Annotated in this window: 23 protein-coding genes and 1 tRNA gene; 10 read left to right on the plus strand and 14 right to left on the minus strand. The window is 56.7% G+C overall.

Annotated elements, in window-relative coordinates; all coding sequences use genetic code 11:
- Nucleotides 1–78: 78 nt before the first annotated feature.
- The 8 genes from leuC to GRI36_RS12795 all read left to right on the plus strand — a co-directional run bounded on the left by leuC (nucleotide 79) and on the right by GRI36_RS12795 (nucleotide 5469).
- The gene (leuC, locus tag GRI36_RS12760; RefSeq protein WP_160598800.1) at nucleotides 79–1533 is read left to right on the plus strand and encodes a 3-isopropylmalate dehydratase large subunit; all 1455 of its coding nucleotides are present in this window, start codon (nucleotides 79–81) and stop codon (nucleotides 1531–1533) included.
- A 70-nt stretch (nucleotides 1534–1603) separates the two neighbouring features.
- A complete protein-coding gene (locus GRI36_RS12765; RefSeq protein WP_160598801.1) occupies nucleotides 1604–1771 on the plus strand; it encodes an isopropylmalate isomerase in 168 nt (55 codons plus the stop codon).
- Nucleotides 1771–2373 (plus strand): 3-isopropylmalate dehydratase small subunit, encoded by a 603-nt coding sequence (gene leuD, locus GRI36_RS12770; protein ID WP_160598802.1) that lies wholly within the window; start codon nucleotides 1771–1773, stop codon nucleotides 2371–2373. Before GRI36_RS12765 ends, leuD begins: the two co-directional genes overlap by 1 nt.
- A complete protein-coding gene (locus GRI36_RS12775; RefSeq protein WP_160598803.1) occupies nucleotides 2370–3368 on the plus strand; it encodes an NADPH:quinone oxidoreductase family protein in 999 nt (332 codons plus the stop codon). The genes leuD and GRI36_RS12775 overlap by 4 nt, the downstream gene beginning before the upstream one ends.
- Nucleotides 3369–3459: 91 nt before the next feature.
- On the plus strand, nucleotides 3460–3783 hold the full coding sequence (locus tag GRI36_RS12780) for a DUF1476 domain-containing protein (protein WP_160598804.1): 324 nt from the start codon (nucleotides 3460–3462) through the stop codon (nucleotides 3781–3783).
- A gap of 4 nt (nucleotides 3784–3787) precedes the next feature.
- Nucleotides 3788–4024, plus strand: coding sequence for a BolA family protein (locus tag GRI36_RS12785; RefSeq protein ID WP_160598805.1), 237 nt, complete (start codon nucleotides 3788–3790; stop codon nucleotides 4022–4024).
- A gap of 28 nt (nucleotides 4025–4052) precedes the next feature.
- Complete coding sequence (gene grxD / locus GRI36_RS12790; protein ID WP_160598806.1) at nucleotides 4053–4379, plus strand: Grx4 family monothiol glutaredoxin; 327 nt, start codon at nucleotides 4053–4055, stop codon at nucleotides 4377–4379.
- Between the two features lie 304 nt (nucleotides 4380–4683).
- A complete protein-coding gene (locus tag GRI36_RS12795; RefSeq protein WP_160598807.1) occupies nucleotides 4684–5469 on the plus strand; it encodes an NUDIX hydrolase in 786 nt (261 codons plus the stop codon).
- Nucleotides 5470–5473: 4 nt separating this feature from the next.
- On the opposite strand, the gene GRI36_RS12800 is transcribed toward GRI36_RS12795, so the two are convergent.
- The 12 genes from GRI36_RS12800 to GRI36_RS12855 form a co-directional block, all read right to left on the minus strand.
- Nucleotides 5474–5550, minus strand: a tRNA-Arg gene (locus tag GRI36_RS12800).
- Nucleotides 5551–5629: 79 nt separating this feature from the next.
- Nucleotides 5630–7141 carry a Ppx/GppA family phosphatase gene (locus GRI36_RS12805; RefSeq protein WP_160598808.1) on the minus strand — a complete coding sequence of 504 codons (1512 nt, stop codon included), beginning with the start codon at nucleotides 7139–7141 and terminating at the stop codon, nucleotides 5630–5632.
- Nucleotides 7141–9300 (minus strand): RNA degradosome polyphosphate kinase, encoded by a 2160-nt coding sequence (locus GRI36_RS12810; RefSeq protein ID WP_407985675.1) that lies wholly within the window; start codon nucleotides 9298–9300, stop codon nucleotides 7141–7143. Before GRI36_RS12810 ends, GRI36_RS12805 begins: the two co-directional genes overlap by 1 nt.
- Before the next feature lie 151 nt (nucleotides 9301–9451).
- Nucleotides 9452–10447, minus strand: coding sequence for a P-type DNA transfer ATPase VirB11 (gene virB11 / locus GRI36_RS12815; RefSeq protein WP_160598809.1), 996 nt, complete (start codon nucleotides 10445–10447; stop codon nucleotides 9452–9454).
- Nucleotides 10448–10462: 15 nt separating this feature from the next.
- The gene (locus GRI36_RS12820; RefSeq protein WP_160598810.1) at nucleotides 10463–11581 is read right to left on the minus strand and encodes a TrbI/VirB10 family protein; all 1119 of its coding nucleotides are present in this window, start codon (nucleotides 11579–11581) and stop codon (nucleotides 10463–10465) included.
- Nucleotides 11581–12381 (minus strand): TrbG/VirB9 family P-type conjugative transfer protein, encoded by an 801-nt coding sequence (locus GRI36_RS12825; protein ID WP_160598811.1) that lies wholly within the window; start codon nucleotides 12379–12381, stop codon nucleotides 11581–11583. The genes GRI36_RS12820 and GRI36_RS12825 overlap by 1 nt, the downstream gene beginning before the upstream one ends.
- A complete protein-coding gene (locus tag GRI36_RS12830; protein WP_160598812.1) occupies nucleotides 12378–13583 on the minus strand; it encodes a type IV secretion system protein in 1206 nt (401 codons plus the stop codon). The genes GRI36_RS12825 and GRI36_RS12830 overlap by 4 nt, the downstream gene beginning before the upstream one ends.
- Nucleotides 13580–16021: a VirB4 family type IV secretion/conjugal transfer ATPase gene (locus GRI36_RS12835; protein WP_160598813.1), complete on the minus strand. Its 2442-nt coding sequence runs from the start codon at nucleotides 16019–16021 to the stop codon at nucleotides 13580–13582. The genes GRI36_RS12830 and GRI36_RS12835 overlap by 4 nt, the downstream gene beginning before the upstream one ends.
- A 23-nt stretch (nucleotides 16022–16044) precedes the next feature.
- Nucleotides 16045–16329, minus strand: a complete 285-nt coding sequence (locus tag GRI36_RS12840; RefSeq protein WP_160598814.1) for a type IV secretion system protein VirB3 — start codon at nucleotides 16327–16329, stop codon at nucleotides 16045–16047.
- A 6-nt stretch (nucleotides 16330–16335) separates the two neighbouring features.
- The gene (locus tag GRI36_RS12845; protein ID WP_160598815.1) at nucleotides 16336–16647 is read right to left on the minus strand and encodes a TrbC/VirB2 family protein; all 312 of its coding nucleotides are present in this window, start codon (nucleotides 16645–16647) and stop codon (nucleotides 16336–16338) included.
- Nucleotides 16648–17292: a lytic transglycosylase domain-containing protein gene (locus GRI36_RS12850; protein WP_235902270.1), complete on the minus strand. Its 645-nt coding sequence runs from the start codon at nucleotides 17290–17292 to the stop codon at nucleotides 16648–16650.
- A 281-nt stretch (nucleotides 17293–17573) separates the two neighbouring features.
- Entirely contained in the window at nucleotides 17574–17831 is a 258-nt protein-coding gene (locus GRI36_RS12855; RefSeq protein ID WP_160598816.1) for a hypothetical protein, read from the minus strand.
- Between the two features lie 313 nt (nucleotides 17832–18144).
- Here GRI36_RS12855 and GRI36_RS12860 point away from each other — a divergent pair, with 313 nt between their 5' ends.
- Complete coding sequence (locus GRI36_RS12860; protein ID WP_160598817.1) at nucleotides 18145–19710, plus strand: hypothetical protein; 1566 nt, start codon at nucleotides 18145–18147, stop codon at nucleotides 19708–19710.
- Between the two features lie 108 nt (nucleotides 19711–19818).
- On the plus strand, nucleotides 19819–22494 hold the full coding sequence (locus GRI36_RS12865; RefSeq protein ID WP_160598818.1) for a TonB-dependent receptor domain-containing protein: 2676 nt from the start codon (nucleotides 19819–19821) through the stop codon (nucleotides 22492–22494).
- Nucleotides 22495–22556: 62 nt separating this feature from the next.
- Here GRI36_RS12865 and GRI36_RS12870 read toward each other — a convergent pair whose 3' ends face one another.
- Nucleotides 22557–23225: a response regulator transcription factor gene (locus GRI36_RS12870; RefSeq protein ID WP_160598819.1), complete on the minus strand. Its 669-nt coding sequence runs from the start codon at nucleotides 23223–23225 to the stop codon at nucleotides 22557–22559.
- Between the two features lie 60 nt (nucleotides 23226–23285).
- Nucleotides 23286–26279, minus strand: a complete 2994-nt coding sequence (locus GRI36_RS12875; RefSeq protein WP_160598820.1) for a DUF2339 domain-containing protein — start codon at nucleotides 26277–26279, stop codon at nucleotides 23286–23288.
- Between the last annotated feature and the right edge of the window lie 48 nt (nucleotides 26280–26327).

The raw sequence follows: 26327 nt of genomic DNA on the forward strand, positions 1-26327 counted from the left end.
GCTTTCTATACCATGACACAAATTTCGTTATTGCGAGATAGCTTGCCACTGTTGCTGATTGGCCGCTAATTCCATCCCATGGCTAGCAAACCGCGCACACTTTACGACAAGATTTGGGATTCGCACGTAGTTGAAACGCGCGACGATGGCACCGCCTTGATCTTCATCGACCGGCATCTTGTGCATGAAGTAACCAGCCCCCAGGCGTTCGAAGCGCTGAGAATTGCCGGACGCAAGGTCCGCCGGCCTGATCTAACTTTGGCGGTACCAGATCACAATTTACCGACCACGCCTCGCGTAGATGCCGGCGGCAAGCGCATCCCGATTGCCGATCCGCAAAGTGCAGCGCAGCTTGAAGCACTGGAAGCCAACGCACCTGCATTCGGCATCCGCTACATAGACGCGACCGCTGCCGAGCAAGGCATTGTCCATGTTGTCGGCCCCGAACAAGGCTTCTCGCTGCCGGGCACCACCATTGTCTGCGGAGATTCGCACACGGCGGCGCATGGCGGCATGGGCGCGCTCGCATTTGGAATTGGCACCAGCGAAGTTGAGCACGTGCTGGCGACGCAGACACTGCTGCTGACGCAATCCAATAATATGGAGATTGTCGTCAAAGGCGAACTTGGCCCAGGTGTTACATCAAAAGATTTGATCCTTCATATTATCGGCATTGTCGGCACTGCAGGCGGCACTGGCCATGTGATCGAATATCGCGGTGACGTGTTCGAACAGATGAGCATCGAAAGCCGGCTGACCGTCTGTAATATGTCAATCGAGGCAGGAGCGCGGGCAGGCTTGATTGCCCCTGATGACAAGACAGTTGCTTATCTGCGGGGTCGCCCCCTTTCGCCAACCGGAGATGAATGGGACAAAGCGGTATCATGGTGGGGCTCGCTTAAAACCGATGTCGGCGCGCACTTTGATAAGTCGGTCCATATTGACGCTAGCGATGTCGAGCCGACCGTCACGTGGGGTACCAGTCCAGAGGACGTTATCCCAATCGGCGGTTCTGTCCCCGATCCAGCCAGCTTCGCAGACAGTTCCAAGCAAGAAGCAGCGCAGAAAAGCCTTGATTATATGGGACTGGTGCCGGGCCAGAGAATGTCCGAGGTCGAGGTCCAGAACATCTTCATCGGCAGCTGCACCAACAGCAGGATCGAAGATCTGCGCGCCGCAGCCGAGATCTTGAAAGGCCGCAAGAAAGCCGCAAATGTCAAATGGGCGATTATCGTGCCAGGCTCTGGCTTGGTTAAATTGCAAGCCGAAGCAGAAGGGCTGGACACGATCTTCACCGATGCCGGATTGGAATGGCGAGAGCCGGGTTGCTCCGCCTGCTTGGGAATGAACCCCGATAAAGTGCCCCCCGGAGAGCGCTGCGCGTCGACCAGCAACCGCAATTTCGTTGGCCGCCAAGGGCCAGGTGCCCGCACCCATTTGATGAGCCCCGCTATGGCCGCTGCCGCAGCTGTCACTGGCAGGCTGACTGATGTGCGGGAATTGACGCAACGAGAGAGCGGGAACTTCATTTGACCGCAACTCATGCACAAACTCGCATTTTGACCTCTTGCACGCCCGCCATAAGGCCACCATTGATAGTCCTATGACAAAAAAGATTCCTGAAACGCTCGGTGGCAAGGCAGCAGTTGCTGGCGCTGCCATCGGTTCGGCCGCCATTGCTGCGGCCCTTCTCTATGCCTCCAACCGCAAAAAGAAGAAGGCCGATAGACAACCGCAAGCGCCCACCGGCGAACCGCCTGAAACCGATTGATGAAACCCGTTTCCACAATCGAAGGCCGCGCCATTCCGTTTGGCGCGAAGAATGTCGATACGGATGTGATCATTCCGGCGGCATGGCTGAAAACAATCAGCCGTGATGGTTTGGGCCAAGGTGCTTTCGAAACTATCCGCAAAGACCCAGACAACATTTTCGACAGCGCCGAATTTTCTGGCGCACCGATCCTGATCGCAGGCGATAATTTCGGGTGCGGCTCCAGCCGCGAACACGCGGCCTGGGCACTGCTCGACATGGGCATCACAGCGGTAATCGCGCCCAGCTTTTCCGATATATTTTCGGGCAATGCATTCAAGAACGGAATTTTGACAGTCGCCTTGCCGCAAGACCAGATTGACCGTCTGCTGGAAGTGGCAGCAACCGATGCGATTACGCTCGATCTGGAAAACCAGACGGTCACAACGCCTTTTCAGGACCGCTTCACATTTCAAGTCGACCCATTCCGCAAGCGTTGCTTGATCGAAGGACTCGATGAAGTGGGTCTGACGCTGGAACGTGACGCGCAAATTACAGAATATGAACAGCGCCAAAGGCAAGATATGCCATGGCTCGCAACAGGGACGGAGATTGCCGCATGAAAGCTCTATTATCCAAGGAAGTCGGCGGGCCAGAGACGCTCGTAATCGAAGATATCGCCGAACCGACACCCGGCAAGGGCGAAGTTCTGATTAAGGTTGCCGCCTGCGCAATCAATTTTCCCGACACTCTAATCATCCGCGACCTCTACCAGTTCAAACCGCCCCGCCCGTTTTCCCCTGGCGGTGAAATTTCCGGCACAATCGAAGCGCTTGGCGAAGGCGTTGAAGGCTGGAAGGTTGGCGATAAGGTCCTTTCCGGCATTGGTAATGGCGGCCTTCAAGAGAAAATCGTGACCTCCGCTAACAAGCTGTTTCGGGTTCCCGATTTCGTTTCCTTGCCTGAAGCCAGCGCATTGCTGATGACCTACGGCACAACAATTCATGGCCTGAAAGATCGCGGCGACATCAAAAAAGGCGACACGATGCTTGTCCTTGGTGCAGCAGGCGGCGTTGGCCTGTCTGCGGTTGAGTTGGGCAAAGCCTATGGTGCGCGCGTGGTCGCTGCCGTTTCAAGCGAAGAGAAGGCTGAAGTCGTTCGCAAAGCTGGCGCCGATGAAGTTGTCATCTATCCCCGCGCGCCGTTCGACAAAGATACATCGAAAGCATTGGCCAAAGCATTCAAGGATGCAGTCGGCCCTGACGGCGCGGATATCGTTTATGACATTGTCGGCGGCGATTATTCGGAGCCAGCGCTTCGGGCAATCGCCTGGGAGGGCCGCTTTCTAGTGGTCGGCTTCCCCGCCGGTATCGCAAAAATGCCGCTCAACCTGACCTTGCTGAAAAGCTGCGATATCCGCGGTGTTTTCTGGGGGGCGTTCACAATGCGCGAACCGCGCAAGAACGAAGCCAATATTGCCGAGCTGTTCCGCTTGTGGAAAGATGGCAAGATTAATCCTCTGGTCAGCGAGACATATCCGCTGGAACGTGCGCATGAAGCGATTGCCAAGCTGGAAAGCCGCGGAGCGGTGGGCAAGCTTGTCGTAACCATGGATTAAGTCGGCCAGTTGGCATCTTCAACTTTCCATAGCGCTTGCAGCAATGCCGGCGCCCACCTATCTTTGGTGTAAACATAATAACGAGGCACCTATGACCGATTTTAAAGACCGCGAAAAAGGCGAAGAAGCCAAATTCGCATTTGATGCAGAGAACTCCTTCAAAATCGCAGCACGGCGCAATCGCTTGCTTGGCCATTGGGCAGCAGAGAAGATGGGCCTCGATGCCGAAGAAACCGAAGCCTATGCCAAGGCAGTTGTGCAAGCCGATTTCGAAGAAGCAGGCGACGAAGACGTAATTCGCAAATTGCTGGGCGATCTGACCACTGCAAATGTGGACATCGGTGAGGCCGACGTGCGCGCTGCGCTTGAAGAAAAAGCCATTGAAGCACGCCGCCAATTGATGGGCGAGTCCTGACCAAATGCCGATGTCCGCAAATGAAATCGAAACTATGATCAAGGCGGGTTTGCCCGGGTCGGAAGTCGAAATGACCGACTTGGCCGGAGATGGCGATCACTGGGCGGCCAAGGTTGTTGCTCCGCAATTTGCAGGCAAGAGCCGCGTTCAGCAGCACAAGATGGTCTATGAATCGCTTGGCGGTAAGATGGGCGGCGTATTGCATGCCTTGCAACTGACCACTGCGGTTCCCACCTCCTGATTACACAGAATTAACCGGAAGCAATCTTATGTCCGATGCAAATAGCCGTATTACTGACGTCGTAACCAGCAATGACGTGGTCCTATTCATGAAGGGCACGCCATTATTCCCGCAATGCGGCTTCTCCAGTAAAGCAGTGGCGATCCTCGAACATTGCGGCGTCGGTTTTGAAAGCGTTGACGTTCTGCAGGACATGGAAGTCCGCCAGGGCATCAAAGCCTATTCCGATTGGCCGACCATCCCACAGCTGTATGTCAAAGGCGAATTCGTCGGCGGCAGCGATATCATGATGGAAATGTTTGAAGCTGGCGAATTGCAGACCATGATGGACGAGAAAAAGGTAGCAAAGGCCTAAGCCGCCGCACCCCCGTAACACCGAACCAAATCTGCCAACAAAAAACCCCACCGCTTGCGCGAGTGGGGTTTTTTGTATTCGGTGAGGGGAGACCAGAGACCAGGAAGGCCTCCCCTCAAATCGAAGACCAGGATTATGAATGTAACTATGCAGGCACCGTGCCAGTTTTATAGAAGTGCGGTTTCCCGTGGGTGTGATGGTTAAAATCAAATTGACGACACCCGACTTGTAAATTTTCCCGACATTGTATCGCTGTGGATTGAAGGCTTGGCTTTAATCTTCGGCTGCGCCACTGTTTAGCACAATGACAGACCCTCACAAATCCTCCGATCAAAACGTAATCCCAGCCGCGACGGTCGTGGTGTTTCGGCGGGCAGCAGCAGGTGAGCCGCCCGAATTGCTGATGGTCACCCGCTCGCGCACCATGTCCTTTGCCGGCGGTGCAGCAGTATTTCCGGGCGGGCGCGTAGATCAGGCGGATTTTGACCTTGCCGCTGATCTGGATAGCGAATTCGCCTTAGATGAGGCCGCACACCGGATTGCCGCAGTCCGCGAAACACTTGAAGAAACCGGCTTGGCGATCGGCGTTCGAGGCACAGTCGATGCACAGATAGCCCGCGATGCTAGAAAGATGTTGCTGACAAAAGGTTCTCTAGCTCCGGTACTCGAAGCGATGTCATGGAAGCTAGATCTGGCCACCGTACTTCCATTTGCACGATGGTTTCCCAAGAATGAGCGGCTGACACGGATTTTCGATACGCGCTTCTACCTCGCCGATTTGGGCACAGGAGCAGTGGATATTACGGTCGATGCAACGGAAAATACCAAGCTTTATTGGATCAGCGCGCAAGGTGCACTTGACGCTGCAGAACGCGGCGACCTGTCAATAATCTATCCGACACGGCGCAATCTTGAACGCTTGGCTCAATTTGGCGATTTCAGCGATGCTGCTGCCGACTGTGCGAAATTTCCCGTGCGCACTATCACGCCCTTCATGGAAATCCGTGATGGACAACGCTGGTTATGCATCGATGATCAGGCTGGATATCCGGTCAGCGGTGAACCGCTTGACGGTGTCTTGCGGGGATAAAGGGTGGTGCGCCCGGCAGGACTCGAACCTGCTGCCTCAAGATTAGAAGTCTCGCGCTCTATCCAGATGAGCTACGGGCGCACACCGCAGAGCGCATAGCGACCTTTTCGGTTCACGCAAATGCGATTGGTTATTCCTGCGCGCAAATAGTTGGGCCCGATCAGTTCTCGGCCACTCTCATCACTGGGTCTAAAGACAGTCTGTCCGCAAGCAGGGCCATATCCTTTTCGGTAGGCTGCCCGAACAAAGCAGCGTGGCTTTCATCCAAGGTCAGGACCAGCTTCGTGTCCTGAATCGACAGGTTTGACACATTGAACAATTTGCCCGACCGCCCCCCCAATCGGCGCGACAAGCGTATTGCCAGACCCCAGCAGATTGCGTCTTCCAATTGTTCGGCGCTCGCGAGTTCATAGAGTGATTTCGGCAGATTACAGCGGTTGCCATTGCCTGCCACTGCGGCCGCCATCATTGCACGTCCGCATGCGTCAACATCTATCCAGCGCTTGTGCAAAGCCCAATCCATCGCCAGACCGACACGAAGGTTCGGTTCGATTTGCATAGAGGCAAGCGCAAGCATTGTCGCCGCCATGCGCAGGCGCTCTGAACCATGTCCCCGTCCTTCGCCGCGCAACGCGCCCACCGTCCAACCGGCCGTTTGCGTGGCCAACATCGGCGGAGTCCCCCGCATCATCGCAAATTCGCCAACCCCAGCAAGCAGCGGATCCTGCTTGCGCGCGATAGGTTCGAGTTCATCAAACAGGATTCCTTCGCGCAGACCCCAAGATGAAAAAACGATGGCGTCGGGCTTAAGCTTGTCGAGCAGCGCTTTTAGCAACACCCCCGCATCGGGCAGGTATTCGGCGCGCATCTGTGAAACTCGTGGGTCGTTTGAGAGGTTTGCCGGGTCAGAAGCAGCGATCGTCTCAGCAAGTGCGGCAGCCTCTGATGCAGGCAATGTAAACCCATGCGGGTCCGTTAACGGATAGTTGCGATCCTCCATGGCGACGACAGCCATTGACCGCCAAGTTCCGCCGACCAGATACAGACTGCCCCCATGAGCAGTCAGATGATCCGCCCGGCCCAATGCGGTCTTTAAATTTATACAAGTCTGCTTGTCATCTTGACCAAGATATTCCGGAAGGCGGAGTGTGCCGAGTGGCAGACTTATTCCACGGACCCCTTCGGCGCTGCCAATCTGGACAAGTTCGAGACTGCCCCCGCCAAGGTCTGCAACGACACCCTCTGCACCAGGGAAAGCGCCGAGAATACCCATTGCGCTTATCCGCGCCTCGTCTTCACCAGAAAGCAGACGCGGTTCAAAACCCATGTCGCGCGTCGTCTTTAAAAACGCCGGACCATTTGCCGCTTCTCGAACAGCAGCGGTGGCCACGACATCGATCCGGTCAACACCCCATTCGCGCAGCAAAAGCGAAAACCGCTCCAGCCCCCGCAGGGCCATTTTGACAGAATCGTCAGGCAGCTGTCCTGTTGTTGCTATCTCCTTGCCCAGCCGGGCAGCGACTTTTTCGTTGAATAAAGTAACCGGTGCCCGCGGGGATCCGCCGTATAAGACCAGCCGGACCGTGTTCGACCCTATGTCGATAATTGCCCGTTCCACCCGGTTGCCGGAGAACATTCCTTCGCGATCCGCCTGCCGCGATCCAGCCGCCATCAGGCAGCGCCCTTGCGTAACGCCAGTTTGGGAACGTCGCCCGCTTCGAGCGACCCGCCGCGTCCAGAAAGCGAAGGGTTGGTCATGAAGTAACGATGACAATTGAACGGTTTTTCGCCCGGTTCCATGCGCGTATATTCCCCCCCCGGCTGTTGCACCCAGCTTTGTTCGGTATCGAGCAGATTGGCCAGCAAAACCTGCTCAAGTACCTGATCGTGGACCGTCTTGTTCCTGATCGGAACCAGCGCCTCCACTCGGCGGTTAAGATTGCGCGACATGGCATCGGCTGACGAGATATAAACTTTAGTCCGGTCACCGGGAATTTCCGCACCATTGGCAAAGGCCCAGATTCGGCTGTGTTCTAGGAACCGCCCAATGATGGATTTGACTCTGATACTATCAGACAAGCCCTCAACCCCCGAGCGCAAACAGCAAATGCCGCGAATAACCAGTTGGATTTCGACCCCCGCCTGACTCGCCGCGTAGAGACGGTCAATCACACCCTTGTCAGTAAGCGAATTTAGCTTCGCCCATATCGCCGCCGGTTGCCCCGCTTTGGCGTTTTCGATTTCTCTATCAATCCGCATATATAATTTCTCGCGCAGATCGATCGGAGAAATTGCAAGTAAGCCGGTCTTTCGCGGCTCAACATAACCAGTCACAAAATTGAACAATTTCGCCGCATCACGGCCAATTTTAGGATCTGCCGTGAAATAACTAAGATCGGTGTAAATCTTAGTTGTTACGGGGTGATAGTTGCCCGTTCCAAAGTGGCAATAAGTCCGGAAACCTTTTTCCTCTCGGCGAACGACCATTGATACTTTGGCGTGGGTTTTCCAATCGACGAAACCGTAGATGACCTGAACCCCCGCCCGCTCCAATTCGCTGGCCCATAACAGGTTTTGTTCTTCATCGAAGCGAGCCTTGAGCTCGACAACCGCAGTTACCGATTTGCCCCGCTCAGCCGCGGCGATAAGCGCCATGATGACCGGCGACTGGTCGCCTGCACGGTAAAGCGTTTGTTTGATTGCCACGACATCGGGATCCTTTGCCGCTTGGCGCAGAAAGTCGACCACCACTTCGAAACTCTCATAGGGATGGTGAATGACAATGTCTTTTTCCCGAATGGCAGCAAAGCAGTCACCATCATGTTCGAGTATGCGCTCGGGATAGCGCGGACTGTAGCTTGAGAATTTCAGATCGGGCCGATCCTCTGCGATGATGTCGGACAGTCCTGCCACGCCAATCAATCCATCGGTCTTAGTAATCGTTGTTCCTTGGGTGGATAACTGTTCGAGCAATATCTCCTCCGACACAGGATCGAAATCATGCTCCAATTCCAGCTGGATCACTTGCCCCCGCCGCCTTCGTTGGATCGCGCTGCGGAAGGTCCGGACCAAATCTTCGGCCTCCTCTTCAATTTCAATATCGCTGTCTCGCAAGACCCGGAATGCGCCGTCACCTTCCACCTTGAAGCCTGGGAAAATATGCTTTGCAAAGCGGCAAATCAGGCTTTCGATGCTGATGTAAATGGCTTTCTCGCCCGGTACGCGGACGAAGCGCGGTAAAGCTGAAGGTATCAGAACCATTTCTACCAAGCGCGCTCCGTCTGAGGCACGTGTCAGGTTGAACAGCAAACCGACCCCTTCGTTCGAAACAAACGGGAAAGGATGAGCAGGATCAAGCGCCTGCGGGGTTATCACCGGGACAACTTCGTCGAGGAAATAGGTCTTTAGAGAGGTGTACGATTCAGGCTCGACCCGCCGATTATCGGCAATGGTTATGCCCGCTTCGTCAAGCAATCCACGCAATTCGCTCCAGCATTCACGTTGCTCTGCATTGATTCTTTTCAACGTGTTACGGATGGCAGATAATTGCTGCGCGGGGCTAAGGCCGTCGATTGACAGCCGGTCGATCCCGCGCTGCGCCTGCCCGACCAGGCCCGCAACGCGTATCATCATAAATTCATCGAGATTGCTGCCCGAAATCGACAAGAACCGCAGCCGTTCAAGGAGCGGATAATTCTCGTTCCGGGCCTCTGCCAGCACCCGTTCGTTGAATGCGAGCCAGCTCAATTCGCGGTTGATATAGGTTTCCGCCGGATCGTCTGAAATGCCCGAAATCTCCCCACCGTCATAGGCCTCTGCGCTACGTGTCACAGCCAGATTTCGGCTAAGCGCCGGTCCTGAATTGTCGAGTGAAGGATCAGGCTTGATGGTACGTTGCTCCGGTATGAATCACACTGCTTTTCGAAACATAACTCTCTCAGTTCTCCGCGTCACGCAGCAAACCCAAAGTCTCTCGTGCGGTCTAGATTAGCGACTTGGTGTCGGCAATTTCGGTAATTCCGCGCTTGCCGTCTTCGCCCCGCCCCAATTGCACGATTATGTCAATCACCGATGAGGAATAAGCAATTGTATCCGCGCGGCTCAGGCCGATTCCGGTCTGCATCACCATCAGCGCCAATTGTTCGAGCGCACCTGTTGCACTGTTCGCGTGGATGGTAGAGAAACTGCCAGGATGACCGGTATTGATGGCACGTAGGAAACTGACGCTTTCCCCGCCGCGCAATTCGCCCAAGACAATCCTGTCCGGCCGCAATCGCAGGGCTGCTTGCAGCAAATCATTCGGTGTCACCTTGGCCTCGCCCAGTTCACCTTTGACCGAAACCAGACCGACCCCGTTTTCACCAGGTAGCCGCAATTCGGGGGTATCTTCGACCAATACAACCCGTTCGTGTCTGGGAATTTCGCCCAGCATTGCGTTAAGGAATGTCGTTTTGCCGGTAGAGGTGCCGCCTGAAATCAGGATCGTGCGCCGCGCCATTATGGCTGCGCGCAGATATTGAATCGGTTGCTGAACGCGGTCGGGCATTTCAGGATCGGACTGCCGAGCGAGCGGGCCTGTGTCATAGGCATCTAGCGGTAGATCAAGCCGCCGGTGGCGGCGTATCGCCATCACCCAGTTCTTGCGCGCAGCGGGCGGTCCGCAAAATTGGATGCGCGCACCATCGGGCAAAGTCGCGCCGAGCAATGGGTGTTCGCGGTTAATCCCTTGGTGGCTGATGCGGGCCACCTGTTCGGCCAGCCGTTGCACCAAGCGGTCATCAATCTCGGGCACTTCGAGCCTTTGCATTCCTGGCGACGCTGAATCCTCGATCCATAATTCGCCTGGACGATTTACCATTATTTCGGTCACCGTGTCGCGGTCCAGCCATTCGCGGAACGGTTTCAGATAAGCGTCAAGATAAACGCTCCGTTCGAGATCCTCGCCTTCTGGCTGCAAAGGGTGAATATCAGCGGTCATGAAAAATGCCTGATATCAGCCGCCCGTAACCTGAGAGAAATCCAGATCGCGTGCGGTAAACACCCGTATCGGCTCACCCATGCGCACCCGGATGGTTGGCCCGATCTGGCTGTCTTGTTGGGCCGCCGCCGCTGCCGCCTGACCGCCGCCGCCCAAAACAACTGATGCGCCGCCAGTGCCAATCGCCGTCAGCCCGCCGACCACGGACAGCAGCATTGCCGAACCGAACCGCTGGAAGAAGTTGCTGCTAACCTTGCCTTCAAGCCCGGTCGTACCATCGAATCCGACCGCCGGTGATTGCAGATTCACAGACGCCCCATCGGGCCGGATCAACCGCGTCCAGATAACATATGCGCGTTTCTGTCCGTTCTGGAGCCCAGATTGATATTGTCCTATTAGGCGCGAGCTTCGCGGCACGAGCACATTGGTACCATCAAAACTACGCACATCTTGACTGACGACCGCTCGTACAAAGCCCGGAACGTTGGTGTCGATAGCCGTTTCCAGAATCGCCGGGATCAGAGTGCCCTGCGTGACTGTCGTTTGTGGATTGACCATTGCCTTAGCTTGCGCGGCTCCTCCACCGACACCGCCTACACGGCTTGCAAAGTCATTGGCAGATCCGCCTCCAGGCACTGCAGCGCCAGTCTCAGCCGCATCAACCACTGTGCCGGGGACTATGCCAATTGGCGCGCCTCCGGCATCATAAACAAGTGTAGGCGTTGCAAACGGATTAAGCGAAGGCCCCGGATTCGCAACAGGTGCGACCGAATATATCGGCGAAGGCGCGGGATCAATGAGCGGAACAACTGGAGCCGGCTGAACTGGCGCAATCGGAACCGCTGCAACCGCAGCAGGAGCCGCTACCGTAACAGGCCCTTGTTGTCCGCCGATGCCCTCTGGCGGTGCAACACGAGCGGAGTTCATGCCCCATAAGGTTACAGCGCCGATCGCTGCAACCAACGCAACGCCGGCGGCCAGTCCGAGCCCATCAGATTTTCCTTTACGCTGCGTTACAGCTGGGAAGGAATTACGGCTGGCGAGGTCAATAACCTCTGCCGATTCCTGCTCGCGCGGATCGACATCATTCGCCGCATCGCCTTTTCGAGATGGCATTTTGGTTGCGAGGCGCATTATTTACCTTCCCCATCAGACATATATTCGGACCGCGCGAGCGAGGCTTCCGTCCCTATGCTCCGAACAGGACCATTATTGGTCAAGATTGCGGTATCTTTGCCAGAGCGCAAAATGATTTGCGGCGGCACGCCATCAACCACGATCGTCGCAGCGCGAACGGAGAAATTGACCGGCCCCTCAGTGCCAGCGGCATCAGTGATCAAAATCGCGGGAACCGGCCTTCCCCTATCCCACACTAGAAATGTCGCATAGCCATCATCATAGGCTTGCTGCGGCATCAAATCACGGTCACCCTCGCGGCCCCATTCGAAATTTAGCGCAGCCGGATCGACTACTGCATAGGGGTCAGTCGCGGCAGCAAGTTCGATATCATTGGGGCTACCCACCAAACTTGGCTCTTCAACATCAAGCTTAATTGGCTCGGGATAGGTAAAGCGCAGCACATAAAGCGGCTTCGCATTTTGGCTGGCAACCAGATCGAACAAATAGGTATGGCGGTCGGTAATCACCGTCATGTTGGTTCGCGCTGTGACCGTCAGTGGCTTGATAAACAGCACATTTGCCCGCTTGTTGGGGGTCACTTGCCAAGCCTGAGAATCGCCAATAGCAACATTTTCGATCCGCTCGTCTTCGGCGAACGCGATTGTCGCCTGAACCTTAGTCTTGCCCTCAATCCTGACCACTTCAGTCGGGTCATAGAGGCGTTCAACCAAGCGCGGATCATCGGCCAGCGAAGGAGATGACAGTGCACCAAGCGCCAGTGCCAAAAACGGCGCAGATTTCAGCGCGCGGATCATTTCAATTTCTCCGTTAAACGAGTATTCGCGGTGCGGAACCGATTGCCGATCCCATGCGTCCTTGATTTGCTGGCGGTAAGCGGCTGCACATGTTCGCCGCCTGAAGTTGTCGCAAAAATCCGCGGTTCGCGCTTGGTCGCATTATGGCCCCCGCCCGAGCCATCATTTGCGGCCTGCGCCGGCGTGACCCCCGACATCGGGATCACACGGCGCGGCGCGCTGGACATACCGGCCGCCTGCGCTGTGGTTTGAACGACTGGTGCCATTACGTGCGGTGCTGGCGCCGGCGGCGATTCACTCTGATCACTCACTGCGCCGGTATGCGGGACCAAACCGAATACGCGCCAGCCCGAAACCATTGTCGTTGAAACCTTCAGCACTATGATCATCAGCGCGACATGGACCGCACCGATCAGAAAGAATGCCATGGCAGAGCGTGGGTCAATCTGGCCGGGCGTTTGGTTAAGTTTGGCCAAAATCGGCACTGCCAGTTCCAGCATTACCCCGCCGCCCAGCACAGCAAACAGAGGCGTAAGGCCCAGCATCACAACCCCCTTCAGCCACCCGGTGAACAGACCCCTTGTGCTTTGAAACAATGCCAACACTACGAATATTGGCCCCAGCGCGATGAGCAGCGCCAGCGCGATCCGTGCAGTTACCAACACGCCGACTGTGCCTAGTAGAAGCAGCAGTGCCCCCAACCACAAAATCCCTTGCGGAGAAAACGCCGTGATTTCGGCCGCCTGTTGTTGGCCGTTGGCTTGTCCCGCGACATTGTCGGTCGCCTGTTGAACCGCCAGAAACACGACATCAATCTTGTCGCCAAAAGTCGCGGTTGCAGAACCCTGCGTCCCGGTCAGTATCCCTGCCAGATAATCGGGCGCGCTCACCGCCAGATTCCACACCACCGATTGATAGGCGACCCAGCTGGTCGCAAACGTCACCACCAACCCCAGCGTCAAGATACGCGGAACCAGCGACCGGATGCTGAGGTTTGTCCGGCCCAGCATCAAGGCAATGGCAAAGAAGGCGATAAACAGCCCGAGCAGCATGGTCAGGACAGGGGCCATCGCCCCACCTGGCGCAAACAGACGCCCGAAAGCGGCGGCGCTGACTTCGGATGCGGTGCAGTCCACCGCGCGGAGCGCCGCAGCGACGCCCGCACCGACGTCGTTCATCAAGGCATCGCACCGCTCGCTCATTCAGCGGCCTGCCAAACAGGGAATGTACCGTCGCCGCTTTCCTGACCGAGGCCCGGCCAGGCGCGGCCAGTCAAAGCCGGGTACCATTCAGCCGGCTCGTCACCGAGCGATTCGCGCAGCATATCAAGTTTGCGGACCGTGCTTTCGCGGCCCGAGAGGATTGTAAGCACCTCGGGTGCGCCTGATAAATCGAGCCGCACGACGACCGATGCATCGGGTTGGCGGACGAGGAAGCACCGGCTGTGCGCGGGCAGCGACCGGATCAGCGCCAACTCATGTTCGGTCAGGCCAAAGCCATCGCAATAATCCTCTGCCCGGGCGCGCGAATTGGGCATAAACACCATGGTCGCGGTCTGTTCGACCAGAGCCGTGGAAATTTTGCTCTCTAACGCATCGCGGGCCGATTGGGTGGCGAAACCGACCAATGCATTGCGCTTGCGCAAGGTTTTGAGCCAATCGCGGATGCGCGCGGCGAACACATCATCGTCAAGCGCCTTCCACCCTTCGTCAATCAGGATCATCGTGGGATGTCCGTCCAGCCGCTCTTCTACCCGGTGGAACAGATACATCATGGTCGGCGTGCGCAATCTGGGGTTTTCGAGCAGCGCGGTCATATCGAAACCGAGCACGCGGTTGTTCAGATCAAGCTTGTCCTGCTCATTATCGAACAGCCAGCCATGCTCTCCGCCATCGCCATTGTCGGAACCGATCCATGCCGCCAACCTGTCTGCCAGATCGCCCGGCTGCGGACGGCGAGAGCCAGACAGCAATTCCTTGAAATGTCTTAGTCGGCGCAGCGATGGATCATTGGCGTAAGTCGCGTCGACGGCAGCGCTGATGGTCGCAAGTTCTTCCGGTCCCTGAGCGCCCAGCAGCACGCTTAGCCAATCGCGCAAAAACGCTCGGTTTGTCGGTGTATCGGGCAATGCCATCGGGTTGAAGCCGGATGGAGTGCCGGCGTTGATCCGGTCATACCGGCCGTTAATCCCGCGCACGAACAGTTCCGCGCCGCGATCTTTGTCAAACAACACCGTGCGTGGCGAAAATTTCTGGGCCTGCGCCGCCAGGAAATTCATCACCACAGTCTTGCCCGAACCGCTCGGCCCGATGACCGAGAAATTGCCCAGATCACCATGATGGAAATTGAAGAAAAACGGGGTGGCGCTGGTCGTTTCAAGCAGCGTTACAGCCTCGCCCCAATGGTTGCCTTCGGCCTTGCCCAAGGCAAAGCCATGGAGCGATCCGAAACTGGCCATATTGGCGCTGGAGATAAGCGCACGGCGGACAATATATGATTCATTCCCGGGAAACTGGCCCCAGAAAGCCGGTTCCAGATTGGTATCCTCGCGCACCGCAATCGCGCCCGTATCCGCGAGCGCTGAAGCGCAAGCCGCGGTCGCCTCGTCCAGTCTCGCCAAATCGCTTTCGCGCACCAGCACGCTAAGGTGGTGATCGCCAAACCCGACCGCGCCGTTGCCCAATGCATCACGGGCGGCCATCATATCGCCGCGCTCAGCCGCCGCATCCTCGTCCGCAGAGCGCAAGCGGCGGATCGACAGATCCATCCTTTCGCGTGCAGTCTGGCGTTCTGCAGGCGCATAGGTTTCGCTGACCACCATTTCATAGGGCAGGCGCAACAATCCATCGAGCAGGCCCGGCGATGTCGCATCGGGATATTCTTTCAGACTGACAATTGCGGCAAAATCGGGTTCGCCCGAACCGCGCAATTCCATCGCGTCCAGCCCGAAACTAGCCCGGCGATAGGGCAACATCAGCCCTATGTCGGTTTCATTGGCGGGCCTGCGTACCGGCCGCATCTCGCCGTTATAAAGGGCGCTGAGCAGCTCCAGAATCTCGTTGTTCGAAGCCCCTTTGGCCCCGTCATAATCGCCAAGGATCTGCGCGCCATAGGCGCCAAGCGAAGATACTAGTCCGGTTGCCGCAGCTTTGAGCGACCGGATATCCTTGGGATCGGCTTCGACCTGCTTCTGACCTTTCCTGTTCCACATCTTTGCGAAACGTTCGGCCAGACCTGCTCTGCCCCGCGCCGGTCTGCGAATGAGCGTGACAAACTGGTCATTGATAAACAGCGACCCATGACCGAGCCGTTCTTTCCAGCGCCGGTCAATATGGGCCGACAGCGGGTCGTCAAACTCGGCGTCCAGCTCGACCTCGACGCGGCGGCGGATAACATGGTGATACATCACAAACCGTGCATCAAGCGCCGAACGCAGCATTACTTCGCGCGTTGCCGCATGGGCATTCAGCGCATCACTGTCTTCGGTTTCAAACAGCAGTCCGGGCACTTGGATTGCAGTCAGGACCGACCCGTCGCGCAGCAACAAAGTGCTCTCATCGATCAGATGTGCATAGGGCAGCCGGTCACCCGCTTGGGCTTCCTTCGCACTCCACGCCGCTGCTCCGATCCAATTGCTCATCGCCTCAAGACCTTCTCACCTGGTTACGCAGCATAGCTGTTACAGCCCCAGCGCTTCCAATTCTTCACCCTTGGGCATTTGCTGACTTTGGTGATCCACAAATCAAACACCCGCGGTTCGCGCAAACACGCAAAATAGCCCACCAAATGCACCACAATCGGTACCGGAATGATCCAGAAGCTCTTTAGAATCAGAAACGCCTCTGCCGTAACCAGCATATTGAGAATGAAGAAATTCATCGTCACCCCGCCAAACATTTGCGGTCTGGTCAGCGCCCTGTGGACGGGATGGCGGACAAGGTTGCTCATCGCCTTTTAACCCGCCGCCCCCTGAATCCCGGCCACGATAGTGCCCGCACCGAACAAGATAAAGACGCCGATGATCACTGTCGCGCCGAACCGCCAGTTCATCCGGCCGGTCAGCATCATGAAGCCGATTGCGGCCACCGCCATCACCGCGATTGCGGTCGCGACATTGCCTAACAAGGTGCCTTGCAACCATCCAACTGCCGCGACAATTGGGCCCGAACCCTGCGGGTCGGCTGCCTGGGCCAAAGCGGCACTGGGCATCAAAGCGAGGGCCGCAGTAGAAAGGGCTGCGATAGAGAGGCGTGAAATCACATTCATTTACATTACACTCCGGGAATGGCTGGCTAGGCGGCCCATAATGGCCGCCACATATAGCTTGGTTTCGCGAATATTGGGGACGCCGCCAGAGCGAATAACCCGCCCCGGCCCGGCGTTGTAGGCGGCAAGCGCATGTTCGAGATTGCCATCGAAGCGAGCAAGTTGTTGGCGCAAATATCGGGCACCGCCTTCCAGATTGGCGAAGGGATCGTGCGGATTGACGCCCAATTCACGCGCCGTGCCTGGCATCAATTGCGCCAAACCGCGTGCGCCGACCGGTGAAACCGCGTCGGCCCGCCACCTGCTTTCTTGCCAGACAACCGCTTCGATCAAGGCCGGGCTAAGGTCGAACCTACCCGCCAGCTCTTGCACTTTTGCCACATATTGCGCCGGAACCAGCCCGGCTTGCGCAGCGGCATTGGCAATGGCTTGCGGCGGCACATGAAAGTCCGCAGCCAATTCCACCAGCTCAGCATCAGCAATAATGTCGGCTGATGCAAGGTTCGCATCGGGCACAGAGATAGAGCCGCCAGCAATCCAGCGCGCGCCATCATCATTGATTTCCATAACGTCCGCAGATGCCTGCACTGACGTAATGGCCAGCCCGATCCCGAAAGACAGGCGGACCAATGTTTTGAGAATCATCAAAACCTCCGTCCAATCCCCTTGCGCACACTACATGACAGTGCGGTGACAGCAAGCTGAACCAATGTGACGAAGATTTTGGAGCAATTGTGGTTGCGACGATTTTATGGTGTGTTTTCAGTTACAAAATCAATTGCAGCGGCGGCCCGGGGTGCCCCGACTTAATATCAGCGCGCGGCCATCCGCGTTGGTGAACCGAATTCCTCGGCCCCCAACATTGCCAGGGCGCGATATGCCAGACGCCGCGAATCGATCCATTCTCCCTCTGCCGTTTCCAGCCGTTAGTGGGTTTCGCTGCACGCATCTGCTTCAAACATCGCCTTGGCCTCGCCAGTGCACCCTTCCCTTGCGAGCGCGACTCCCAGATTAATCAACCGGGCCGGATCGTCTTGCTCGAGGGTATCATTGGCCTCGATCCGTTCAATAGCAGCCTGGTTGTCGAGCGCCGCCAATTCTTCAAACGCGACGTCGACCGACTGGTCGGCATGGCCGGCAGGCTGGAGCAAAGACAAGGCTGCGAGCGCGATTCCAAGGGTCATGATTTCTCTCCATCGGTTCTGATTGAATAGAAATTGCGCGCCCGCAGCCCAAACTGCAACAAAAATGAAATATTGTCATCAAAGTGTAATATTCTGCTTTCGAAGCGACTCCAAGATTTGGCACAAATCAAATTCCGCAACCTCGCAAACACCAGTTTCCCCCTGTCATATTTGACACATTTCAGACCCGTTAAGTCATTTACATCAAACCGAAATATAGCAGCAAAACTGTCACGAAAGCCGCCTAGCTGACGAGTCGCGATAACGAATTCGCGTTATCTGATTCATCGGATTTTTAGGGGGTCTCGTTCCCGTGACACATATTTATCGTTCCTTGATCATTGGCTGTAGCGCGCTGGCACTGGCTGGCTGCGGCGCAGAAGAAATCGCCTCTCCCGGTACGGGCGGCAACATTACCATTAACAACCCGCCAACCCCGACACCCACGCCGACACCGACTGGCACTGCGACGGTCACAGCGGCGGCAGGTTGCCCGACAATCAGCGACCCAGCCGGCCTGACAGATGAAGGGACCATCTCTGGTCCCACCGGCGAATACCGTGTCTGCGCATTGCCGGCACGGTTCACGGCTTCGGCCAATTTGCCCTATATCAAGGGCCTGCTTTACCGCATGAATGGCCGCGTTGATGTCGGCACCGACGGCGGCCCTGCGCCGGACACATCGGATGGCTTGAGTGATACCAATGTCCAATTGAACATCGAACCCGGCGTGATTGTCTATGCCAGCGGCTCGTCTTTCCTGATGGTCAACCGCGGCAACCGGATCAACGCAGCCGGCACATCGGCCCGTCCGATTATCTTCACCAGCCGCGACAATGTCCTTGGCCTCAACAATGAAAATTCATCGGGCCAATGGGGCGGAATTGTGCTTGGCGGCCGCGCACCGGTGACCGATTGTATTGCACCAGCCGCAGTACCGGGCAGCGTGAACTGCGAGCGGCAGGTGGAAGGCGCAGCGCAGCCGGCCATTTTTGGCGGCGCAACCACCACCGACAATTCGGGCACGCTCAGCTTTGTTCAAATCCGCTATTCCGGATTCGTTCTGTCGGGCGACAACGAATTGCAATCCTTGACCACTGGCGGAACCGGCACCGGCACAACTTTCAACAACGTCATGAGCTACAACAGCTCTGACGATGGCGTCGAATTCTTTGGCGGCTTCGTCAATATGAAAGGCCTTGTTGTGGTCGGGGCAGAAGACGATTCGATCGACACTGACACCGGCGTTAAAGCCAATTTGCAATATGTTGTGGCTGTCCAACGTAGCGAAGTGGGTGACGGGATTATCGAAGCCGACTCAAACAACGGCCTTGAGGACCAAACCCCGCGCCAGAACACGCGGATTTCCAACGCGACCTTTATCCAGCGGCGCACCAATGATCAGTCCGTCCGTATCCGTGGCGGAACCGATTATGCACTGCTCAACACCCTGCTGGTTGACGGATCGCAAGGCACAGCCTGTTTGCGCATCGATCTCGCCCAAACCGTGCGCGCGGCCAATGCCGGTCTTGATGATGTCGGCACGCCGATATTCAATTCACTCAACTTGGATTGCGCAACCGACTTCCGGGACGGAAGCGGCGGCGTTACTGCGGCGAATGTCCAGACAATCTTTAACGCGGGCAGCAACAACAACGCGTCCTACGTTAATTCATTGTCCGGTTTTTACCTGAACGGCGCCAATGAAAACGCCTTAGTCGCATTCGATCCAACCACATTGTCGACATTCTTCGACAATGCCGGTTTTGTAGGTGCGGCACGCGGTAACGACACAAGGTTCCTAGGTTGGACCTGCGATTCCGCAGCCATCACTTTCGGCAGCAACACCGGCGCCTGCACGTCGTTGCCGGTTTACTGACATCACAAAGTCAGGCGGGGCCGGTGCAAGATAGCAGCGGCCCCGCTGCCAATTCCAGTCTTTCATGTTTCAGGGCGCAATGCACCGTCCGGCAATCGGGGTTAAACCATGACGCGGTCTTCCAACTTGACCACCCGCCAGCAGATCACAGCTCTGCTGCTTCTTTCCACGGCGCTGACATTCCCAGCGGCAGCATTTGCCCAGGATGCGGGCGCAACGCCAGAGCCCGACTCCCAAGAAGAAGCCGTTGTGGCGCAGCAACCCGAGGAGGAGGTCGAAACCGAAATTTCGATTCCTGGCGGGGAAATCGTGGTGACTGGGCGGCTCAATCGCGATGTCACGCGCAGTTCCACCCAAGTTGTTACAGTTTTGTCGAGCGAGGAAATCGCACGAACCGGAGAAGGCGATATTGCGGGCGCACTGGGCCGCGTCACCGGCTTGTCGGTCCAAGGCAACGGATTTGTGTTTGTGCGGGGATTGGGTGACCGATATTCGCTAGCTTTGCTCAACGGATTGCCACTGCCCTCCCCTCAGCCGCTCAGCCGCGTTGTTCCGCTCGATATTTTCCCGACCAGCATTGTCGCGTCCTCGCTTGTCCAGAAAACCTATTCGGCCAATTTTCCCGGGGAATTTGGCGGCGGTGTTATCAATCTAACCACCCGCGCAGTGCCCGATGAGGGGTTCTTCAAAATCAGCGCGGGCATTAGCGGCGATGAACAGACCACGCTTTCAGCCGGCCTCGATTTCTACGGTTCCGACTACGATTGGGCCGGATTTGATGACGGCACCCGCAATATTCCTCCTGCCCTTCAATCCTTTTTCGACAGCGGTTCGCGGCTGTCCGACTTGGGCGTAGACCAGCAGGAAATTGCCAAGCAATTGGGCAATCCGAACCTGGTTCTGGTTCAAAAGATTCAGCAGATACCGGTCAATTTTTCGGGCGGTCTCACCGCCGGGGATGCGTGGGATTTTGGTTCTGACGGGCGTTTCGGAATTATCGCGAATGCCTCGCTCAACAACAAATGGCGCACGCGATCAATCGTAAAACAGTCGGCGGTCAATTCCGACCTCGATCTTGATAGCGATTTCCGTGATTTTGTGACCGACAACCGGATTTTGGTGAACGGTCTGCTGGGCTTCGGGCTTGAGCTTGGGCAACACAAAATTCGTTTCACAAACCTGTATATTCGCGACAGTTTGAAGCAGTCCCGGCTTTCGACCGGCACAGATTTTCAGGATGATGACAGCGAATACATCCAGAATACCGCATGGTTTGAACGGCAATTGATCGACAGCCAGCTTGTTGCCGAACTCGAATTTGGGGATCTGAATGTCGACCTGCGCGGCGGTTTTGCCCAAACCAAGCGCGAGGCCCCATATGAATACAGCTTTACCTATGTTCGCACCAACAACGCCAATGACCCACTGGGCGACAAATTCATCAACGTGCTTGATCGCCAGACGGGTAGTGCATCGGTTGCCTTTTCCAACCTCAAAGAAGATTTGTGGTATGGCGGGATAGATTTCAGCTATCCGGCAACCGACTGGCTGCGACTGACCACCGGCTATGCCTATACCAACACCGACCGGCTCTCCTCGAGGCGCGAATTCCTGTTTGATGCAGGGGCCAATTTCGATGATGCGGTCGGAGCGCTTCGCCCCGATCTGCTGCTGGGCGATGCGGTTATCGATTATTACGGCATTGGGTTAATTGAAACGACCCAATCCGATCCGGCATTTTCGGCCGGGCTGGAAATCCATGCCGGATATCTCAAAACCGTGATCCAGCCGCTCTATGGTGTCACGATGGATCTGGGCGTTCGTTATGAAGACGCGGTGCAGACCGTGAACCCGGTCGAAGTGTTCGCGACACCCACCAACTCGGGCAGCTCGACCTTCCTTGCCAATGATTATTTCCTGCCCGGAGGCACTATCACGTGGGAGATCGGCGATTCGCTGCAATTCCGGGTCAATGCGTCCAAGACCATCGCCCGTCCGCAATTTCGCGAGCTGATATTCCAGACCTATTTCAACCCGGAAACGAACCGGCAATTCAACGGCAACCCGTTCCTGGTCGACAGCCGATTGACCAATGCCGAAGCGCGCGCCGAATATTATTTCGGACGCGGCAACCGCATTTCGCTCGCAGGTTTTTACAAAGACATCAAAAACCCGATCGAAGTGTTCTCCAGCTTTTCCGACAACGTCCAGGTCAGCGGCTTTGCCAATGCCCCCAAAGCGTCGCTTTATGGGGCGGAGTTCGACATTCAATATGGCTATGATCTGATCGATCTGGGCGGGTCGTTTGAAAGCAAGCGCGCTATTGTCGTGGCCAATTACACCTACACCCAGTCCGAACTGCAAGTCACACAAAACGACATTGCCCGCGTGTTTCCCTTTGCCGATCAGCCAGCAACCAATTTCTTCCGCAACGGTGTGCCGCTGACGGGGCAATCAGATCATCTGGTCAATCTGCAATTGGGCATCGAAGACCTCGATAAATTGCAGCAATTTACGATCCTGATGTCTTACGCTAGCCAGCGCGTGACCAGCCGCGGCACGGCGGCACTGCCCGACATCCTCGAAGATCCGGGATTAAGCGTTGACCTTGTGGCGCGGCAGGAAGTCAAGCTGGGCAGCCGCCCGTTTGAACTCAAATTAGAGGCGCGCAATATCTTTGGCCGGGACAATTTCGAATTCCAATCCAACGGCGCCAACCGGATCGAGATTAACAGCTATCAATTGGGGCAAAGCTTCAGCCTGTCGCTCTCGACAGAATTTTAGCGGGATTGATTTGCGGGTGCCATTCTTCACCGGCATCCGCAATTTGACACTCTGCGGCTTCGCTAAAGGTCGAACACATAGCCCATGGTCCGGATAGTCCGCAGTGGATCTCCAGCACCGGCCGCGCGCAAGGAACGGCGCAATCGGCCAATCCAGACATCAACTGTCCGGTCGTCAACCAGCGGTTCCTGTTTGCCGATCCCAACAATCAATTCCTGCCGCGACAACATCCGGTTGGAATTTTCTGCGAAAAACCGAAGCAAGCGGAACTCATTGGGCCGCAATTCTATCATCGTTCCTCGCCACATCGCTTTCAACGCGGTCATATCAATCACCAGATTACCTTGTGAAAATAGATGCGGGGCGTGGCGCCGCTGCTGCGATTGCAGGGCCATGACCCGATCGAGCACTGTGGTCCGGCCCAGCGGTCCGGTGATGTAATCATCCGCCCCGGCCTTCAAAGCTCGGCGGCGATCATCCAGATCATCATTGTCTAACACGATCGTGATATGCGCATCGGCGGTGCGCGGGTCGGCGCGCATCCGGCGGCACATTTCCAGGCCCGAAAGATCATCCATGACCCAATCGATAAACGCCCAGACCGAACCTTCTACAAGCCTCTTTGGTCCTTCAGGTCCAATCCGGTCGAACACGAAACGAACCGTGTCATGCTGAAAATCCTCCAGACTTTCGCCCAGATGGGCAGTCACGAAAATATTGACGATTTCCATACGCGTCATGCCCCTTGTCACAGCAAAGGATGCCGCGCTGATATGACGCAACCATGACAATCATGATGTTTGATGGTCCGGCAATGCAATTTCTTCGCTGCGCAATTGCCGCGCGTAGAACCAGCCGATGCCGATCAGGCTGAAACCCAGCGCAACAAAGGACGCAATCCGGATCAACCCCTCCAGCCCGTTGGCATCGAAAAGGAACACTTTCAGCACCGCACCCAACATCAACACAAGCGAACCGACCCGCCAGCTGCGGCTGTGTTTCCGCGTGCCCCAAATCAAGAAGCCAATGGCGACCAGAATGCCCACAAGCGACCTAAGCAAATCCTCGGTCTGGCCAACCGGCAGCCCGTCAAGGATGGTTCCGGCGAACAGATGCCTAAGCTCCGACAAGCACATTAGGCCGATCAATAGCATAAGCGCGGCATCGAACAGACACCGAACGATCCAGCCCAGGCTCTTTGCTGCCTCTGCAAGCAGAACAATTGCAATACCCCCCACCAGATAGGCCGGGATCAACAGATTCGCAGCTGGCCAAGGGCCAACGGCCTGCTGTGACCAGAGCGGATTGTGCCACCCTAGCGTAAAGATCGCGAAATGCGCCAAAGCGATGCCATAGAGGGCAATGCTGACCGGCTTTGCCCAGCTTTGTGCCGCTGCAAACCGCGCGATGGCGAGGCCCGGCCCGAGCAGCATCGCGCCCCATATTGTCCGTTCTGCAAGACCGGAATTGATAAAGGCCGCAGAACTTTGCAATGCAAGAATCTGCTTGAAGGCGATATGGCCCGCGACCGCCGTCACCATGCCAAAAGCAATCATGATTGGCCATTTCCAGTCACCAAACCCAGTAGACCTGCTCCCGATCAATAGTGCCAGCGCGACCATAAGCGGTGCTACGTCCAGGCCCAGAACCCTCCAGGCCAGATCGCCAGCGATCAACATGGGCTCTCCATAAAGAGCCGCGAGGCCTTCCATTATCCAAATGGACAGGGGCTCCGCAGCCCAAAGCAACGCAACGAAGGTAGCGGTAAGGCGCGCGGACTTACGCTCTGCTTGCAATGCTGCGAGCGCGAGGGCAATCAAGGCAGCACACCAGGCCAGCAAATCGCCACTCAGCATTTGGGCTGCTGCGCCGTATGCTAGGATGGTTGCGATAGCTTCTGCTGCATAGGTTACGGGGCGTATCCGGGCATGGATGGCGAATGCAAGGAAGGGAAGTGCCGCAGCAATCCACCTAATCACCCCGCGCACCATATCGGCATCGGTGGTCTGCCCGCCCAGACGGGCCGCTTCCGCATAGCTGCCCGGCGATATCAGCAGCGCGATAAGTGTCAGGACAGAACCGAAACAAGCCAGAGCAAACAAGCCCCTATCCTGCCTGCGCCAGCAAAGGCCAGTTGCGCCCAATGCAATGGCTGCCAGCACCAGCGGGGCCATCCATGCCGGCGTGGCGATCAAACCCGCCAGTGTCAGACCCAATGTCGCGATCGTGCAATTGGCCAAAGCGCCAAGCCGAAGCGGCTTATCATTCGGCTGCCACCCTAACCAAGCCGCTGCAATCGGCAGAACGCTGATCGCGACCATAGCCATTGTCAGCAAAGGCAAGGATGCAGCCCAACCAAACTGCAGCAAAGTCACCGCCATAAGGCCGAACGAGAATCCGGCGATTTGGTAGCTGTCGATTGTGCGATGAGCCTTTCGCCAGATGTTGGCAATCGGCACCCCGGCAAAGATCGCCGCGAATGCTGCCGCGACCAACGCGAAGTTCTGCCCTGTTGGAACATGCCACAGACCAAGCATCACCAGCCCGGTAAAGCCCGCAAATGCGCTGGCCTCGCGCAGGCGGGGTTCTCTCCAGGCAAAGACCGCAAGCGCCGACGCAAGCAGGCCAAACAGCCCCCAACCCAGCATCGAATAGGCCGATTGCTGGATCATCGCGGCCAGTTGCAAGGCCGCCAACGCCGCAGCACCGGTCCGCAAGATCGGATGCGCGCCTAGGCCGCCTTCGGTCTTATCATCAGCATCGTCGGTTCTTGCCAAGGCGGGCACAATTGCACCGAGCACAACCATGAAACCGCCGAAAGCAAGCATGTCGGTTGTGCCGGTGATGCTGGTTAGCAGCATCAAACAACCCCAGCCCAATCCGCCAGCCAGCGCGGCCAAACCAAGCCAACTGCGCCCCTGCCGGTTTCCGGCATAGGTCAATCCGCCGGTGACGAGCGAGAGATACAAAGCGAGAATCGGAAGGTTGGCCTGATCGCTGCCCACCAGCATCGGGGCCGCAAAGCCGCCGATCAGACCCAAAATCGCGCTTGGCAATCCGAACCGGAACGATAACGCAATGGCCGCTCCCGTCACACCGGCCATGCCGAGGAAGGAAATCGTGCTACCAACCAGCCCGTATAGGCTGCCCGCGAGATAGAAGTTGGCATACATCGTGGCAAGGCCAGCACCCGCGAGCGCCTGACGCACGCGCGGATCAGAGATGCGGCCTTCGTTACGATACGCAGCCTCTGCCCCGCCCAGCAACGCGGTGCCAAACAGAAACCCGAGCGCCACGCGAACCTGCGGCCCAAGCAATCCCGATTCAATTGAATATTTGACCAGAAAGAACCCGGCAATGGCGAGCGTGATTCCGCCCGCCCAAATTGGTAAAAGCCGACCGAAAACATCTTCAAAATCGAATTTAGGGCCCGGTAATTTGAACGGCACTTTGAATTGCAAAGTGGGTTCTGCCGGTTCAGGCTTTGCCTCCTCTAAATCCTCAGCTTCAGCTGCCATACGCGAAGCCGGAATTGGCCCAGCAACCTTACCTGTCTTTGCTTGTGCTTTCGCTTTGAGCATTGGAGCGGCAGGAACCGGCAAGGGCAGCCCTCTCGCCACTCCTGCTTCCCCTGGCTTCAATTCTGATGGCTGGGAAACCGGCAATCTCCGCCGCAGCGAATCAATCTGTTCTTCGAGCGAACGGATATTCGCTTCGAGCGCATCACTGCGCCTCCACAAATAGACCAGAGCGCCGCCCAATAGGACCAGAAGCAGGATTTCCACGCCGAATTCTCCCCAAGCTGAGCGCGCGACCTATCGGCAAACTGAACA

The organism is Pontixanthobacter gangjinensis (assembly GCF_009827545.1).
In the GTDB taxonomy this organism is placed as follows: Bacteria; Pseudomonadota; Alphaproteobacteria; order Sphingomonadales; family Sphingomonadaceae; genus Pontixanthobacter; species Pontixanthobacter gangjinensis.